This window comes from Alteraurantiacibacter aestuarii, from assembly GCF_039523595.1.
In the GTDB taxonomy this organism is placed as follows: Bacteria; Pseudomonadota; Alphaproteobacteria; order Sphingomonadales; family Sphingomonadaceae; genus Alteraurantiacibacter; species Alteraurantiacibacter aestuarii.
In genome coordinates, this window is the sequence record NZ_BAAAFP010000002.1 from 60,456 (window position 1) to 77,855 (window position 17,400).

Sequence of the window (17,400 nt, forward strand, 5' to 3'; positions counted from 1 at the left end):
AGCTGCCATGGCCGGTCCCGCCGACACATCCCTGACAGTATCGTTGGCCGTCACCGGCGGGCGCGTCACTGCGCTTGATGCGCTTCGCGGGTTGGCCGTGGCGGGCATTGCGCTGATGAATGTCATCGCCTTTTCCATGCCTGCCGCTGCCTATGTCAATCCGCGCAGCTTTGGCGGCACGGGGCCGCTGGAAAGCGCGCTGTGGGCGCTGGTGTTCGTGGTGGTGGAAGACAAGTTCCGCGCGCTGTTCGCCATGCTGTTTGGTGCTGGCGTGGCGATATTGCTGGGCCGGGAGGGGCCGCACCGGCTGGCGGGCCATTATTCCCGCATGGCGGTGCTGTTCGCCATCGGCTTTGCCCATGCGCTGCTGCTGGCCAATAATGACATCTTGCGCGTCTATGCGGTGGCGGGACTGCTGCTGCCCTTTGCGGTGCGGCTTCACGTGCGCACCTTGTTCTGGCTGGCTGCGGCCATCATTGCCGCGCAGCTGGCGGTGTCGGGCTATGTGGCGTGGGGATGGCTGGATTACTGGTATCGGTTTGTCACCGGGGTGGTTTCCGATCCCGGTCCGCTGCTGCCCGCAGAACAGCGCTTTGGCGCCGATCCGCAGGTGATTGCCGCCGGACTTGCACAGGGGGCGGAGACCTTCGGCCAGCGCATGGACCGCCGCTTCGATGATCTGCTGGGGCCGATTGCTGCGGTGATGAGCGGCCTGCCTTCCTCGCTCGCCGCCATGCTGGTGGGGATCGGCCTGTGGAAGAATGGCCTGCTGGCGGGTGAATGGGAGCATGACCGGCTGATGCGCCTGTTCCGGCGCATGGCGGTGATTGCGCTGCCAGCGCTGGCACTGATGGCCTGGATCAGCTTTGCCAGCGGCTTTGACGCCGTTGTCACCGCGTCCAACGGGCTGGTGTGGTCCGCGCCGTTCGACCTGCTGCTGGCGATTGGCTGGGCGGCGCTGGCGATGGCCAGTTTCCGTCGCGGCGGCGCATTGACCTGGCTGTGGGCGCAGGCGGGCCGCATGGCGCTGACCAATTACCTGCTCACCAGCTTTGTGTTCTCCATGCTGTTTGCCAGCTGGGGGCTTGGCATGTTCGGCAAGGTCGACCGGGTGGAGGCCTATGTGCTGTGCAGCCTGCCGATCAGCCTGATGCTGATCCTTTCGCCGCTATGGCTGTCAGTCTTCAGGCAAGGCCCGGCAGAATGGTTGTGGCGCAGCATCGCAGGCCTGCACCTGCTGCCGTTCAGGCGCTGATTTCCCCCTCGCCGCCACCCTTCGTGCTGGCCAGATCTGCGCGGTAGTTGCGCGCGGCCAGCAGGTAATGCAGCCCCGCCCACACATACAGAGCGCCGGTGATGGCCATGGCGATGGTCAGGCCTCTGACCTCTCCATAGCCGAGCGCAAAATGATCGCTCAGACTGCCAAGCAGGAACGGGCCGAGTGCGCTGGCGATGCCATAGACCACGTTGAGCACGGCGGTGCAGGTCGCCCGCATGCGCGGATGCATCAGGTTCTGCAGCGCTGCAAAGGTGATGCCCAGATAGCCGAAGTTGAGGAAGGTCGCCACGCTCACCAGACCCAGCAACAGGCCCAGATCGTCCCGCGTGATGGCCAGCGCATAGATTGGCCCGCCCAGGATCAGGCAGAAAGCCGGGACCAGCGCATAGGCGGCGGGGTTTTTCTCTCCCAGCCTGTCACCCAGCATGCCGCTGACGATGACGGAGACGGCGGCGGGCAGGCTGGCGATCAGTCCGGAATACAGGCCCGCCTCGGCCAGCCCCACTTCGAACTGGCGGATCATCAGCGAGGTGAAGAAGTAATTGAGGCCAAAGCCGAGCATGGCCGCCAGCGCCGATCCGATCACCAGATTGCGCGCACTGGGGAGGGCGAACAGGCGGGCCAGCACCTGAGTGATGGGCGGCACGTCGTCGCCCGCACCCGGATCATGCGCGCCGCGTGTCGGCTCCTTCACCAGGAACCACGCAAAGGCAGCAAGGAACACGCCGGGTATGGCAGCGATCAGGAAGGTGAAGCGCCAGCTGAATTCCTGCGCGATCCAGCCACCGCCGACAAAGCCGATGAATGCCCCGACCGGCGGCGCCAGCATCAGCACCGATATGGCAAGGCCGCGCTTGTTGGCGGGGAAATAGTCGGAGATCACCGATTGCAGGCTGGGCAGGCCGATCGCCTCACCCAGACCCACGCCCATGCGCGCGGCCAGCAGATGGACCCAGCCCCCGGCCCAGCCGCATATCGCCGTCGCGCCAGACCACAATAATGTGCCCACCGATATCAGCGAGAGGCGGCGTACACGCTCGGCATAACGGGCGATGACCAGTCCCACGCCCACGTTGAGTATGGTGAAGGCCACGCCCATCAGCGACACCTGCTGGTCGGTCAGCGAAAACTCGGCCTTGATCGGTTCCACCAGTACGTTGACCACAATCCGGTCAACAAAGCCCACCGTGCTGATCGCGGTGAGGATCACCAGTGCCAGCCACGGCGAATTGCGGCGCATGTCCATGTCTATGCTTCCTCCACTCCCGGCCGGTGAGGATAGAGGGCAAACGGCAAAGGGGAAGCGGAATTCTGTCTGCCGGAAACGGCCGGCGTGGTCGGGCAGTTGGAGTATGGGCAGGCCTGAGCCGGTCAGCCGCGCAGCGCCGCCGCCATCGGCTCCAGCCATTCGCGGTAAGGCTCATGCACGCCAATGCCCTTGCGGTTGAGCGGGCGGCGGACCTGCTCGCTGCTGGCTGTCCCGGTTGGCCCCGAGGCCTTGCCCAGATCCAGCATCGATGGCTCGAACGAGATGCCGATCCAGTCGCAGATGGCGCGCAGGCAGAAGTCGGCATCCGCCACCAGGTCTTCATAGTCCAGCCGCAGCACGCGGCCCGGCGCGCGGGTATTCGCCTCATCCATGACGCGCGCATATCCGCGATAGAAGCTGGCAATATTCCTCTGGTCGCACGACGACGGGTGGCCGCCCTGAAAGGGGAAGCGATAGTTGGACCAGCAGCAATCCATCGCGCCGCGCCGCAGATCGATGATGCGGGCGGCAGGCATGGCCTTGAGGATGACCGGGACAAAGCGCCAGTTGAGGTGCATCTTGTCGATGAAGAAGGGTTCCGCACCGTGGCGGCGCGCTGCGCTGAGGCTGAGGTAATCGCTGCCAAGGGCCGACATGACCGCGCTCTCCGCACCGCCGCGCTGCATATGCAGCCCGGCCAGTCGCGCCATTGATCGCGATTCGCCCAGCGCCTCCACCTGCGAGTGCGCGCCCAGCATGCGTTCCAGCAAGGTCGAACCCGATCGCGGCATTCCCACCAGGAAGATCGGCGCGGGCCTATCTGCGCTGGCCTCGCTTTCGTCCAGCTGCGGCATGTCGGATAGCAGCGCCGCGATCTCCTGCCCGAAGCCGCGCGGATCAAACGGTTCGATACGGGCGAGCATGTCATTGCCGGTGCCAAAATGGCCAAATGCCACCTCATGTTCGGCCTGCGCATGGGCAGCTTCGCCCAGCGCGAAGTGCAGCAGCGCCTGATCGAGCGGACTTGCACCCGGCCTGCCAAACGCCGCGCGGACCTCGGTCTCAACCTGCTCGCCGTGATAGAAGGCCAGGCTCCACCAGGCGCGGCCCTGACCGGGATGGATATCCAGCGCGCCGCGATAGGCGTGGCGGGCGGCATCCGAATTGCCGATTGCGCGCTCCAGATCGCCCAGGATCAGGTGCAGCACCGGGTCCGCACCGTCCCTAGCGATCAGGGCGCGGCACAGCTGCGCCGCATCACCGTGCCGATTCATTTCCGTCAGCACCATCACCAGCATCCGCGGCCAGCGCCCTTCGCCCGGTTCCAGTCGGCGCAAATCCTCCAGCGCCGCCGCGGCATCCGCCAGCCGGTCTGCCTGCAGGGCCTGCATGGCCTTCATGCCAGCGGGTGAGGGGCGCGGGGGCTGCGGTCTGGCGGGCGGCATGGCGCGCCTATTGCTGCCGGTAGTCGGCGGTGATCTGGCCCGTTGCGACCAGCTCTTCCTCATGGCTCTGCTCGCGCCAGTCTTCCGCCAGCGCGGCCTCTTCCCATTCACGCATGGCCGGGTGGGCGAGGATGTGATCGACCCATGCCTGCCCCTTGCCGACATCCAGCCCGAAGGTGCGGATGCGGAAAGCGACCGGGGCAAAAAAGGCGTCAGCCACGCTGAACGCCGGCCCTGCCAGCCACGGGCCGCCGAACTGTTCCAGCCCCTGTTCAAACAGCTCGCGAATGCGTGCCACGTCCTTTGCCAGCGCCGCATCGAGCGGCCCCATGGCCACGCGCACGCCGACATTCATGGTGCACTGGTTGCGCAGAGCGGAGAAGCCGCCGTGCATCTCCGCGACCGCGCATTGGGCAAAGGCGCAGGCGGCCTCATTCTTGGGCCAGACACCGAAATGGCGATCCGCCAGATAGAGCGCGATGCCCAGCGAATCCCACACTGTGCGATTGCCGTGGATCAGCACCGGCACTTGCCCGGTGGGAGAGAAAGCGCGGAATTCATCGTAATTCACCGGCTTTGTGAACGGCTCAATCCGGTCCTCGAACGCGATATCCAGCGCCTTCATCAGCAGCCACGGCCGCAGCGACCAGCTGGAGTAATTCCGGTTTGCGGTGATGAGCGTGTAGGCCACGCCGTCAGCTGACATATTGGGCGGTGGTCTTGGCTGCCACCTCTTCGGCGCTGACGCCGGGGGCCAGCTCCACCAGTTTGAACGGGCTGTCATGGTCCGGGCGCTGGAACACGGCCAGATCGGTGATGATCATGTCCACCACATTGCGGCCGGTCAGTGGCAATGTGCATTGGGGGATGAACTTGGGCTCGCCGTGCTTGGAGACATGTTCCATCACCACGATGATCTTCTTCACGCCCGCCACCAGGTCCATCGCGCCGCCCATGCCCTTCACCATCTTGCCCGGGATCATCCAGTTGGCGATGTCGCCGCCTTCGGATACTTCCATCGCGCCCAGCACGGTCAGGTCGATATGCCCGCCGCGGATCATGGCAAAGCTGGCCGCACTGTCGAAATAGGCGGTGTGCGGCAGCTCGCTGATGGTCTGCTTGCCGGCGTTGATCAGGTCCGCGTCCACCTCATCGGGATAGGGGAAGGGGCCAATGCCCAGCATTCCGTTCTCGCTCTGCAAGGTCACCTGCATGCCTGCCGGAATATGGTTGGCGACCAGCGTGGGGATGCCAATGCCAAGGTTCACATAATACCCGTCCTGCAATTCGCGCGCCGCGCGGGCGGCCATTTCATCGCGGGTCCAGCCGGCTGAGTCCTGAGGCATGCGGTATGTGTCCTTCAATCGAGTGGGGGAGGGGCAAGGAACCAGCCTTCGCCGATCAGCCCTTCAAGCGGGGCTGCCATGATCGGATCGAGCACGAAATCATACAATTCATCAAAATCGGCGCGTTGATCGCCCATGATCGCCAGCAGGCAATTGCTGTCGCCCAGGCCATAGCGGCGCTCCTGCTTGCTCTCTCCGGCAAAGCGGGTGACGATCAGCGGATCGACACCGTCCGGGTCCAGCCCGCTGTCCGCCAGCCGCCGGCGGATCGCGCTGGCCTGTCCGGGACCGTGCCCGCTGATCCAGTAGATGGTGACACCGCGCTGGCGCAGGTTCGCAAGCTGCGCGGCCAGCGAATCGTTCGGCCTGTTCTGGCCCACCAGCGGCATCAGGCCATTGGCAGGGTCCAGATCGATCAGGACGGCGGGCGGGCGATTGCCGCAGATCTGCAAGGCGGGATCGAGGCTGGGCGGATCGAGCAGCAGCATGCTCTCCCGTCCGCCGCCGTTGGGCTGGGCGGTGAGCTTGGCCATCACGTGGTCAAAGAACGGCTGGTAGGCTTCTGATCCAGTGCCCGGTGCCAGGTCGAATGGCGAACTGGCCGGGGAAGGCATGGATGTGACCACGCTCAGGCCCAGCGTTTCTGCGGCGCGCTCAAGCTGCGATGATGGCGGCGGGGTCGGTGTGGGTCTGGTGGCCGGTCTGGGCGCGGGAGCGATTGCGGGAGTGATGGCGGCTGGTGCTGGCGCTGGCGCTGCAACCGGAACAGCCACTGCCAGCGCGGCTGGCGCGGGCTCCTGCTCCACGCGTTCCGGAAGTAATGGTTCGGGAACTGGATCTGGATTTGGTGTCGCCGTGGCGGGTGGCGGCAGATTCACAATCGCCGCGCTGGCCAGCTGTGGGTCCTCCTGCACCGCCAGTGTTTGCTCCGCCTCTTCCTCCACCGGCGCTTCTGCCAGCATCACGCCTTCGCGTTCGGTCCGGCCCGGTTCAGCGCTGTCATCGGCAATGAAATCGAAGGCGGAAGCGAACTCATCCTCGCGCGGGTTCTCTGGCGGCGGCGGCCCGATCAGTTCGGCATCAGGCTCCGCGCCAACCGGCTCGGGCACCACTGCGGCGATTGCGACTTCCGGTGTTGCAGCAGGAGCGGGCACTGGTTCCGGCTCTGGCTCTGGTTCCGGCAACAGCTCCGCCTGTGGCGCAATTTCAGGTGCAATTTCAGGTGCTGCGGCGATTTGTGCCGCTTCTTCGCGCGCAAGCGAGCGGGCGAGCGCGGGGTCCGCGTCCTCCAGGGTGAGCACAATGACCGGTTCCGGACGCGCGCGTGCGGCGGGTTCGGGGGCCGCAGGTTCTGGAGTTGCAACCACAGCCGCCGCCGGGGCAGGTGCCGGGGTCGGGAGCGGGGTCGGCACTGGCGCAGCGATCACTGGCTCAGCTTCGCCAGCAGGGTCCGCCTCTATGGCGATCTGCTGAGCAGGCACCGTCTCTACCGCCAGATCTGCTGCTGTTTCTGCGCGCGAAGCCGGTTGCGCCGCCCTCTCACCGGGCGGAACATAGGGGCCATCGATGGCGGCAAGCACGTTCAGGGACTGGCAGCCCTGAAGCATGGTGGCCGCCAGCATCACGCCAAGCAGATGCCTTGTACGGGAACGACCAGGGCCCATTCAGGCGGCCTCGCGTTCCCGCGTGGTGACAAATTCGATCTTCTTGTCATAGGGCGCGCCCACGATCATGCGCTGGACATAGACACCGGGCAGATGGATGCAGTCCGGCTCCAGCGCACCTGCGGGCACCACTTCCTCCACCTCCACCACGCAGAATTTTCCGCATGTGGCGGCGGGCAGGTTGAAGTTGCGCGCGGTCTTGCGGAACATCAGATTGCCGGTTTCATCCGCCTTCCATGCCTTGACGATGGCAAGATCGGCGAAAATGCCGTGTTCGAGGATGAAGTCTTCGGTGCCGTTCGGGCCATCGAAGCTTTTGACCTCCTTGCCCTCTGCCACCTGCGTGCCGACACCGGTCTTGGTATAGAAGCCGGGAATGCCCGCCCCGCCAGCGCGCATGCGCTCCGCCAGCGTGCCCTGCGGGCAGAATTCCACCTCCAGTTCGCCAGACAGATATTGCCGTTCAAACTCCTTGTTCTCACCCACATAGGACGAGATCATCTTCTTCACCTGGCGGCTGCGCAGCAACATGCCGATGCCTTCATTGTCGATCCCGGCATTGTTGGAGGCGAAGGTCAGTTCCTTCACGCCGCTGTCCTGAATTGCCTTCAGCAGACGTTCGGGAACGCCGCACAGGCCAAAGCCGCCAGAAGCGATCAGCATGCCATCATGCAGCAGGCCATCGAGAGCGGCGGCGGCATCGGGAAATAGTTTCTGCATCAGCGTAGCGTCTCCGGCGCATTGAAGTTCTGGCAGGAATAGAAGCTGCGCCGCCCCCTGTCACCCCGCTCAGATGGATATTGCATCGCAACATCCAGCCTCGGCAAGGGGAGAAAAGCATTGCCTTCTGCAACCGACAGCGCTGAAGACAAGAGCATTAAAGGCTATAAAACAGCATGATGGCTTGAGTTGCATATTTTGCAATACGAGTTGCGCTTTTCGCACTTGCGGAATCTGCCCCCCTAAACCATATCAATCTTGCCTTTCAGGCATCCTCTCCCAAAAACTTCCCAGGCCCGGTTGGCAACAACCGGGCCTTTTTTTGTGCTGTTTTTGGACCGCTCTGGTCAGGTCCGCTTGCTGGCCGGTTGGAATGGAAGGCCCGGACGGACCTGTTGATCCAGCAATTCGCCCATGTCCTGCGCGCCGTGCAGCGCTCCACCGGATGGCAAATGCCCGATCAACGCAGCCTTGTCCTGCGCCAGACCCCACCTTCCAGACGCATGTTGACCATATTGACGCTGACACTGCCGCACATGATCGAAATGCCCGTTTGCAATCCGCAGTCGCGCTACCTAGCTTTCAATCGAGAGAAAAAGGCAGGACGGGAACCGAAATGGCAGATGCTGACACAGTTGAGGTCGAGGTTGAGGAAGGTACGGTCAGGCTGCAAGTCGCCGCCGCACGGCAGGAGGAATCCGGCCGCGGCGTAGCGCGCATGCCGCGTAGCGCTTTTCAGGCGCTGGGCATTACCGAAGGCGACCCGGTAGAGATCGTCGGCAAGCGTGTCACCTCGGCGCTGGCCATGCAGGCCTATGAGGAGGATGAGGCGCTGGAAGTCATCAGGCTGGATGGCCTGCAACGCGCCAATGCCGAAACATCGTCGGGCGAGCATGTCACCATCCGCAAGGCGCAGCCCAAGGCGGCAACGCGTGTGGTATTCGCCCCGGCCCGGCGTGAAATGCGTCTGCAAGGCCCGACAGAGGCGTTGAAGCGCGTGTTCTTCGGCCATCCGCTGGCGGCTGGCGATCTGGTCGCCACCCACGGGCAGCAGCCGGTGCAGAACGTTCCGCCCGAAGTGCGCCGCATGTTCAACGCGCCGGCCTATGCGCTCACGCAGATACGCCTGCAGGTGATCTCCACCGTGCCCAAGGGCATCGTGCGCATTGACGAGAATACCGAAGTCGAACTGCGCGCCGAATTCGAAGAGCCGCGCGATGGCCGCGGCACGGTGAACTATGACGATGTCGGCGGGATGGAAGATACCATCAAGCAATTGCGCGAGATGGTGGAACTGCCGCTGCGCTACCCCGAATTGTTCACCCGCCTTGGCGTTGATCCGCCCAAGGGCGTGTTGCTGCACGGCCCGCCCGGAACCGGCAAGACCCGGCTGGCACAGGCCGTCGCCAATGAAAGCGATGCCGAATTCTTCACCATCAACGGGCCGGAGATCATGGGCAGTGCCTATGGCGAAAGCGAAAAGCGCCTGCGCGAAGTGTTCGAGGAGGCCGAGCGCGCCCAGCCGGCGATCATCTTCATAGACGAGATCGATTCGATTGCGCCCAAGCGCCAGAATGTCAGCGGCGAGGCGGAAAAGCGTCTTGTCGCCCAATTGCTGACGCTGATGGACGGGTTGCAGGCACGCGCCAATCTGGTGGTGATTGCCGCCACCAACCGGCCCGATGCAATCGATGAGGCCCTGCGCCGCCCCGGCCGGTTCGACCGCGAAATCGTGATCGGTGTGCCGGACGAAAATGGCCGCCGCGAAATCCTTGCCATTCACACCCGCGGCATGCCGCTGGGCGAGGGCGTGGACTTGCAGGAACTGGCACGCTCCACCCACGGCTTTGTGGGGGCGGATATTGCCGCGCTGGCCCGCGAGGCCGCAATCGAGGCGGTGCGCCGGATGATGCCGCGCATCGATCTGGAAGCGCGTGAGATTCCCGCCGATGTACTGGAGGACCTGTGCGTCGAGAAGGAGGACTTCCGCGCAGCGCTGAAACGCGTCCAGCCTTCCGCCATGCGCGAAGTGATGGTCCAGACGCCCACAATCGGCTGGGACGATATCGGCGGCGTGGACGAGGCGGAAGAGAAGCTGCGCGAAGGCGTGGAACTGCCGCTGAAGAATCCCAAGGCGTTCGAACGGCTGGGCATCCGTCCGGCCAAGGGCTTCCTGCTCTATGGCCCTCCCGGCACCGGCAAGACTTTGCTGGCAAAGGCCGTGGCCAAGGAATCCGAAGCCAATTTCATCTCCATCAAAAGCTCCGACCTGTTGTCCAAATGGTATGGCGAGAGCGAGCAGCAGATATCCCGCATGTTCGCCCGCGCCCGATCCGTGGCGCCTTGCGTGATCTTCATTGACGAGATCGACAGCCTGGTTCCCGCGCGCGGATCAAGCGGTAATGAGCCGCAGGTCACCGCCCGCGTGGTCAACACCATCCTGTCTGAAATGGACGGGATGGAGGAATTGAGCTCCATCGTGGTGATCGGTGCCACAAACCGCCCCGCGCTGATCGATCCGGCGCTGCTGCGTCCCGGTCGTTTCGACGAGTTGATCTATGTCGGCGCGCCCGATCAGGCAGGCCGCGAGCATATTCTCAAGATCCATACGCAGAAGATGCCGCTGGCCGATGACGTCGATCTGGCGGCACTTGCCGCGCTCACGCCGCGTTATACCGGTGCCGATCTGGAAGACGTGGTGCGCCGTGCAGGCATGGTGGCGATCCGCAGCGCAGAAACCCCGCCTGAAAATGTGACGGCGGCCAATTTTGCCGAAGCGCTGGAGGACAGCCGCCCGACCGTGACCGAGCAGATGGAAGCCGAATATGGCCGCATGAAGGGCGAACTGAAGCGCAAGGCGATGGAAGTGAAACCGATCGGCTTCATCCACGAAGGCATGCTGGAATCAACGCGCGACAATAAGCACGATTAGAATGGGCGAAGGTGCGCGGGGCCTTGCCAGCCCCCGCTCTTGCCGCCGTCGCGCCTGCCTGCGGTGCTACTTGCCCGCCACCCGGGCGTTGGCGGCTTCCACTTCCAGCCGGTGACGGATCAGTGCGCCAGGCATTTCGCTGCGCAGCCATTCGATCATGTGTTCGCGCACGGCGCATCGCAGGTTGAACAGATCGCCAATCGTGTCGGCGCTCATTGCCAGGCGCAATTCCACGCTTTCGGGGTGGGCTTCTGTCATCAGCAGCGTGCCGGTGCGCTGATCCCACAATTCCTGCGTGCCAAGGAAGCGCAGGAACTCTTCGCGGATAGGCTCGATCTCGGTCGCCGGATCGAGATGGAGGAATACCGGGCCGGTCAGCGCCTCGCTCTTGCGGGACCAGTTTTCAAAACTTGTGTCCAGGAAGTTGGCGGTGGGCACCACCACCGCGCGCTCATCCCACGTGCGCACGATCACAAAGCTCATGCGGATTTCCTCGACCCGTCCGGTATGGCCATCCACCACCACCAGATCGCCGATCCGCAAGGGTTCGGTAATCGCCATCTGCAGGCCTGCGATCAGCGATTTGAGCGCGGGCTGCGCTGCGGCGCCCACGGCCAGGGCGGCAAGACCGGCGGATGCCATCAGCGTCACGCCGATTTCGCGCACGCCGGGAATGCCCAGCATTACCCAGCCGATGGTCAGCAGGATGATCACGAAGGATACGACGCGCGATACCAGCGAAATGCGTGTGCGGCGGCTGCGGGCAGCGGCAATGTCGGTGGATTGGTCCACCTTCATCTGCATCGCCCCGGCCAGCGCGCGCGCTATGCTCAGCGTCAGCCAGCCGACGATGATCGGGAAGGCGAAGACATCCACCGCCTGCCACACCGCGCCGATATTGGCATCGATCTGCGCCACCACGGCCACCGCGATGGCGACCATCGCCAGCCGCATGGGCCGGTAAAGCTTGCGCACAATCATCTCGTCGATGGAGGAGGCCGAAAGTCTGGTCAGGCGCAGCAGCAGGCCGAAGATCAGCTTGTGCAGGATCAGGCCGCCAACCACCGCCAGACCCAGCAGGGAAGCGGCCACGACCACTTCATTCCACGCAATCGGGGGAAGTCTCAGGGAATTGATATCAAACATGGATGCGGCAAGTATGGACTCGGCCCCATGGTTGCAAGGCTTGCGGTGCCTTAATGCGCGGCATCCCAGCTGTCCCCGGTGCCAATCTCTATCCCCAGCGGGACATCGAGGATGACCGATGGCAGGGCGGCTTCGGCCATCACCCGCTCAATCACGGGGGCCGCCGCGGCAACATCGCCTTCGGGCAGCTCGAACACCAGTTCATCGTGCACCTGCAACAGCATGCGCACGCCCGAGCCGTCTTTCGGTGCCAGGCCCGCATCGTGCAGCGCGGGCATCATGCGCGCCATCGCCCGCTTGATGATATCGGCGCTGGTGCCCTGGATCGGCGCGTTGATGGCGGCGCGCTCACTGCCCTGCCGCTCCGCCTGGTTCTTGGAATTGATGCGCGGGAACCACGTCTTGCGACCGAACAGGGTTTCGGAATACCCACGCTCCCGCACCTGCTCCAGCGTGTGGACGATATAGCGCTGGATGCCGGGAAACCGCTCGAAATAGCGGTCGATCATCGCCTGCGCCTCATCCGCTTCCACCCCCAGACGGCCCGCCAGCCCCCAGCGCGAAATACCATAGAGGATGGCGAAATTGATGGTCTTGGCCTGCGCGCGCGTGTCGCGTGTCACCTCGCCATACATCTCGCGTGCGGTGCGGGAATGGATGTCCTCGCCCGCGGCAAAAGCTTCCTTCAGCGTATCGACATCGGCCATGTGGGCGGCCAGCCGCAGCTCGATCTGGCTGTAGTCGGCGGCCAGCAGGACATTGCCGGCTTCGGGCACGAAGGCCTTGCGGATCTCGCGCCCGATCTCGGTGCGAATGGGGATGTTCTGCAGGTTGGGATCGGTGGAGGACAGCCGCCCGGTCTGCGCGCCGACCAGCGAATAGGACGTGTGCACACGGCCCGTATCGCGGTTGATCTTGTCCTGCAGCGCATCGGTATAGGTGGATTTCAGCTTGGTCAGCTGGCGATATTCCAGCACTTTGTTGGCGATGGGCGCGCCTTCACCGGCCAGCCGTTCCAGGATTGCCTGATCGGTTGAATATTGCCCGCTCTTGCCCTTGCGCCCGCCTTTATAGCCGAGCTTGTCGAACAGGATGTCACCCAGCTGCTTGGGGCTGCCGATGGTGAATGCCTGCCCGGCGATTTCATGAATCTCGGTTTCGATCCGGGCGGTGGTGGTGGCGAATTGTTCGGACAGGCGGGCCAGCGCGGCGCGGTCCACCTTGATGCCCTCACGCTCCATTGCGGCCACCACGCCGATCAGCGGACGGTCCACCTGCTCATACACACGCGTACCGCCTTCAATGGCCAGCCGTGGCCTGAGCAGACGGTGCAGCCGCCAGGTGACGTCCGCATCCTCGGCCGCATAATGCGTGGCCTTTTCCAGCGGCACCTCGCCAAAGGGGATCTGTTTCTTGCCGGTTCCGCACACGTCCTTGAAGCTGAGGCAGCTGTGGCCAAGGTGGCGCTGGGCCAGCTCGTCCATGCCGTGACCGCCGCCGATGCCATCTTCAGACCGGCCTGCGTCCAGGTCGAAACTGATGATCATCGTATCGTCCACCGGGGCAACGGCAATGCCGTGGCGCGCCAGGACGTTGATGTCATATTTGATATTCTGCCCGATCTTGAGCACCGCATCGCTTTCCAGCAGCGGTTTCAGCGCGGCAATGGCGGCGGCGAGTTCCACCTGATCGGGCTTTTCGGCGAACATGTCCGTGCCGCCGTGGGCCAGCGGGATATAACAGGCATCATTGGGACCCAGAGCGAGACTGATGCCCACCAGATCGGCGGAGATCGCATCCAGTGCGCTGGTTTCCGTGTCCACCGCCACCAGTCGCGCGGCCAGGGCGCGGGCAACCCAGTGTTCCAGCCGGTCCAGCGTCTGCACGCATTCATAGGCATCGCGGTCCACCGCGGGCATTTCCGGCATGTCCTGCCGGTTGCCCTGCGGCGCGGCATCGGCGCCAGCATTGTCCTGCTTTGCGGGATTGAGATCGGTGCTGCGTGACGGGCTGCCATTTCCGGCATCGAGCCGCCGCAGCAGGCTGGTGAAACCGTGGTCCTGCAGGAAAGCGGCGAGCGGTTCCTTCGGCACGCCATCCAGCCTGAATTCCTCCAGCGGCTGGGGCAGCGGGGCATCTTCCTTCAGCGTCACCAATATGCGGCTCATCTCCGCATCGGCGCGATGCTCGATCAGGCGTTCCTTCAGCTTGCTGGTCTTCATGGCCTCGGCTGAGTCGAGCGCGGCGGTCAGATTGCCATGTTCCTGGATCAGCTTGGTAGCGGTTTTGGGGCCAACGCCGAAAATGCCGGGGATGTTGTCTGCCGAATCGCCCATCAGCGCCAGCACGTCGCCCACCAGTTCGGGGCCGACGCCGAACTTCTCGATCACCTCCTCGCGCCCGATCCGCTGGTTCTTCATCGTATCGAGCATGTCGATCGCGCCGGTGCCGTTGCCGCCTTCGCTGACCAGCTGCATCAGGTCCTTGTCGCTGGAAACAATGGTCACGTCCCAACCCTGAAGTGCGGCGGCGCGCGCATATGAGGCGATGATATCGTCCGCCTCCAGCCCTTCCTCCTCGATACAGGGGAGCGAAAAGGCGCGCGTGGCATCGCGAATCAGCGGGAATTGCGGCACCAGATCCTCCGGCGCAGGCGGGCGATTGGCCTTGTACTGATCGTAAATATCGTTGCGGAACGAATGGCTCGCCTTGTCGAGTATGACGGCCAGATGCGTGGGGCCTACCGCCTTGTCCAGATCCTCGGCCAGCTTCCACAGCATGGTGGTGTAGCCATAGACTGCGCCCACAGGCGTTCCCTGCGGATTGGTGAGCGGCGGCAGACGGTGGTAGGCGCGGAAGATATAGGCCGACCCGTCGACCAGATAGAGATGGTTTTTGTCGCTCATGACACGGGTGCTAGCAGCCTAATTCGCGCCGGTCATTGCCCTTGTGGCGTGTGCGCTCAGCCGAAGGGCCGGAAATGTTTCCGCCCCATTTATGCCATATTCCGCTTGCGCTGGATCAATTGTGGCAGTAATTAGGCGGCGAGCTGGTCATCAGGCCTGCTCTGGGTTTGGGAATTTTGCCTGGCCCAGTAATTTTGATGTGTAAGGAATTTATACATGCGCAAGATCATTCTCGCTGCCGCCGCTGCCGGCGCTGCTTTGACCCTCGTTGCTTGCTCGGAAACTGCTGATGAATCTGCTGACGTTGCAGACGCTGCAATGGCCGATGCCGAAGCTAACGTAGAAGCCATGGGCGAAGCCGCTGACACCGCTATGGACGATGCTGCTGCTGCTGTTGATACGGCTGCTGAAGCTGTCGACACCGCCATGGAAGATGCTGGCGACGCTGTTGAAGCTGCTGCTGAATAAGTCTTCGCGACTGTTCAACTGAATTGGGGCGTGGCCGAAAGGCTGCGCCCTTTTTCTTTGCCCGCCGTGCGCGTGGCTGTGGCCTTTGTTGCGGCCCCGGTTATGGTCCAGCTTTCAGCCTCTGGAGCCTGAAACCCGTATCCCTGCTCAGGTGCCGGGAGCGCTCTCACCATATTCGGCGTTGGCATAATGCCTGCTCGGCTGGGTGTAGCCGTCATAGATCGCCCGCGCGATGGAAGCGATGCGCGCTTCCCGGTTGCTGCGGCTGCCTTGCCCCGTGACATAAATCGCCACGGCGATGGACCGGCCATCGGGCGCGGTCAGAATGCCGATATCGCTGGAGGTGTTGTTCAGCGATCCGGTCTTGTGCGCCACGGTTACGTCCTGCGGCATCAGCGCGGGAATGCGGCGGGTGCCGGTGCGGCAGCGTTCCATCGCATCGATGATGACGGAACGGCTTGCGGGGGTGAGCCAGCGGCCCTGGTAAATTCCGCTGAGCAATTCCACCATCGCCGCCGGGGTTGAACTGTCGCGCAGGTCAATATGCACCGCCGGATCGAATTCCCCGTCATCGCGCACCAGCGTGGCGATATCGCGGGTGAGGCGGAATTCCTCTATCTGCGCGCGGCGCGCCCAGGCGTTGACGGCATCCACGCCGCCCACGGCAGCCAGCAGGGCATCGGTGGCGGGATTGGAGCTGCGCGTGATCATCAGGTCTATCAGCTCGATCGCGGGCATGTACTGGCCCTGGCGAACGGGCGCTGCGGCAGTGGAGAAGGGGGTGGATCGTACCGCCAGCATCAGCGGAAATTCGCTGCTGAGGCTCAACTTGCCCTGATCGACCATGTCCAGATATGTGGCCGCGATGGCGATCTTGCTGGTGCTGGCCATGGGGAAGGGCTGGTCCCCCAGCACTGAAATCCGCTGTCCGGTTGAAAGGTCCACCGCCGCCACGCCGATACGGCCATTGCTGCCATCGGCAAGCGAGGCGATCTGCTGTTCAAGCGGATTGGCATATTGCGGCGAATAATCGCGGGGCGCGCGCAGTTCGGTCCCGAAGTAGGAATCGAAATTCGATTCAAGGTCGACCCCGTCCGCCAGCGCAGGCGACAGCGGTGCCGCCACCATTGCGATCGCTGTCAGAAATTTGACTGCCAGTTTCAATCTCATGATCCCGAATGTATCAAAAACACACTTTGCAAAGGATTAACGGCGCAACCGCCTTCGGCAATCGATCTAGCGACGAAGCGACTCCTGCGTTCGGCCAGACGAACAGAATTCCGTGGATTTCATGAATTAGGGGCTTGAATGCTCGCGAATCTGTTCCGTCCGGCCCTGCCAGGGAACCGAACGGAGCGGATAAGTGCGCCCGCGAACTGCGCTTTCACGATCGGGCCTTTCACGGTCAGGCCTTTGACGATCACGCCGGCTTGCGCAGGCGCCACATCAATTGATCCGTCTGGCCGCGAATCGACTCGTCGAACACATTGGCATCACGCGGGTCTTCGGGGCGCGAATAGAGGTCGCTTTCCTCCTCCAGCACAAAGCCGGCGGCGGTCAGCGCGTTCAGCGCAAGGTCGGCATCCATCCGGTGCAGTGTGTCCGCTGCTTCCACTCCGCCGCCCTGCGCGGCCAGGTGGTCCACCACGATCAGCGATCCGCCGGGCTTGAGCGCGGCATAAAGCGCCGCAATCGCCTTTTCAGCGGTGCCTTCGGGCATTTGCGAAATGAACAGGTCATGCAGGTTCATCACCGTGATGATGGTGTCGAGCGGTTCCGGGAAAGCCGGTTCCGCAATCGGGCCGCGCAATGCCACCACCTGATCGGGATAAGGCTCTACCGCCGCATCCTGCTCGGTCGCATATTCCGGGCGATAGGCGATGAACTCGGCAGGCTGGAAGGCATAGACCTTGCCTTCGCTGCCAACGGACATGGCCAGCAGCCGTGTCACATAGCCGCCGCCCATGATGTAATCGCCCACCACGTCGCCGCGATCGATCTGCGCAAAGGCGAGCAGTTCACCCGGCTTGCGGGCGGCATCGCGTTCCTTGTCGGCATCGGGCCGGGCAATGTCGACGATGGCGGAATTATACTGATGCGCCGAATATTCCGGTTCGGCCTCAACCGGGGCTTCCTGGGTGCAGCCGGCCATAAGGCTGGCGGCCAGTGCCAATGCTATGATCTTGCGCATGTCTGTCTCTCCCCACATTATTATTGGGGCGCAGACTAGCGCAAAGCACCCAAT

General features: G+C 63.5%; 13 protein-coding genes. 3 read left to right on the forward strand and 10 right to left on the reverse strand.

All coding sequences use genetic code 11. The features are described from left to right. Window positions 1-7 precede the first annotated feature (7 nt). Complete coding sequence (locus tag ABDZ98_RS03995; RefSeq protein ID WP_160589154.1) at window positions 8-1,255, forward strand: DUF418 domain-containing protein; 1,248 nt, start codon at window positions 8-10, stop codon at window positions 1,253-1,255. Here the strand turns inward: ABDZ98_RS03995 and ABDZ98_RS04000 are convergent. The 6 genes from ABDZ98_RS04000 to ABDZ98_RS04025 all read right to left on the reverse strand — a co-directional run bounded on the left by ABDZ98_RS04000 (window position 1,245) and on the right by ABDZ98_RS04025 (window position 7,703). Further along, entirely contained in the window at window positions 1,245-2,525 is a 1,281-nt protein-coding gene (locus tag ABDZ98_RS04000) for a spinster family MFS transporter (protein WP_343805896.1), read from the reverse strand. The genes ABDZ98_RS03995 and ABDZ98_RS04000 overlap by 11 nt on opposite strands. 125 nt (window positions 2,526-2,650) lie before the next feature. Further along, the gene (locus ABDZ98_RS04005) at window positions 2,651-3,973 is read right to left on the reverse strand and encodes a tetratricopeptide repeat-containing sulfotransferase family protein (RefSeq protein WP_160589156.1); all 1,323 of its coding nucleotides are present in this window, start codon (window positions 3,971-3,973) and stop codon (window positions 2,651-2,653) included. A 7-nt stretch (window positions 3,974-3,980) separates the two neighbouring features. Next, window positions 3,981-4,664, reverse strand: a complete 684-nt coding sequence (locus ABDZ98_RS04010; protein WP_337190136.1) for a glutathione S-transferase family protein — start codon at window positions 4,662-4,664, stop codon at window positions 3,981-3,983. Between the two features lie 4 nt (window positions 4,665-4,668). Continuing rightward, window positions 4,669-5,319 carry a CoA transferase subunit B gene (locus tag ABDZ98_RS04015; protein WP_160589158.1) on the reverse strand — a complete coding sequence of 217 codons (651 nt, stop codon included), beginning with the start codon at window positions 5,317-5,319 and terminating at the stop codon, window positions 4,669-4,671. A 14-nt stretch (window positions 5,320-5,333) separates the two neighbouring features. Beyond that, window positions 5,334-6,983: a hypothetical protein gene (locus ABDZ98_RS04020; protein WP_160589159.1), complete on the reverse strand. Its 1,650-nt coding sequence runs from the start codon at window positions 6,981-6,983 to the stop codon at window positions 5,334-5,336. Beyond that, entirely contained in the window at window positions 6,984-7,703 is a 720-nt protein-coding gene (locus tag ABDZ98_RS04025) for a CoA transferase subunit A (RefSeq protein WP_160589160.1), read from the reverse strand. 616 nt (window positions 7,704-8,319) lie between these two features. Here ABDZ98_RS04025 and ABDZ98_RS04030 point away from each other — a divergent pair. Then, on the forward strand, window positions 8,320-10,635 hold the full coding sequence (locus ABDZ98_RS04030) for a CDC48 family AAA ATPase (protein WP_160589161.1): 2,316 nt from the start codon (window positions 8,320-8,322) through the stop codon (window positions 10,633-10,635). Between the two features lie 66 nt (window positions 10,636-10,701). On the opposite strand, the gene ABDZ98_RS04035 is transcribed toward ABDZ98_RS04030, so the two are convergent. Continuing rightward, window positions 10,702-11,781, reverse strand: a complete 1,080-nt coding sequence (locus ABDZ98_RS04035) for a mechanosensitive ion channel family protein (RefSeq protein ID WP_160589162.1) — start codon at window positions 11,779-11,781, stop codon at window positions 10,702-10,704. Window positions 11,782-11,831: 50 nt separating this feature from the next. Beyond that, window positions 11,832-14,687, reverse strand: coding sequence for a DNA polymerase I (gene polA, locus ABDZ98_RS04040; RefSeq protein WP_160589163.1), 2,856 nt, complete (start codon window positions 14,685-14,687; stop codon window positions 11,832-11,834). Window positions 14,688-14,903: 216 nt separating this feature from the next. Here polA and ABDZ98_RS04045 point away from each other — a divergent pair, with 216 nt between their 5' ends. Then, window positions 14,904-15,155 carry a hypothetical protein gene (locus tag ABDZ98_RS04045; protein ID WP_160589164.1) on the forward strand — a complete coding sequence of 84 codons (252 nt, stop codon included), beginning with the start codon at window positions 14,904-14,906 and terminating at the stop codon, window positions 15,153-15,155. Window positions 15,156-15,302: 147 nt separating this feature from the next. On the opposite strand, the gene ABDZ98_RS04050 is transcribed toward ABDZ98_RS04045, so the two are convergent. After that, window positions 15,303-16,283 (reverse strand): serine hydrolase, encoded by a 981-nt coding sequence (locus tag ABDZ98_RS04050; RefSeq protein ID WP_237437292.1) that lies wholly within the window; start codon window positions 16,281-16,283, stop codon window positions 15,303-15,305. Window positions 16,284-16,575: 292 nt separating this feature from the next. Then, entirely contained in the window at window positions 16,576-17,346 is a 771-nt protein-coding gene (locus ABDZ98_RS04055) for a class I SAM-dependent methyltransferase (protein WP_160589166.1), read from the reverse strand. Window positions 17,347-17,400 lie beyond the last annotated feature (54 nt).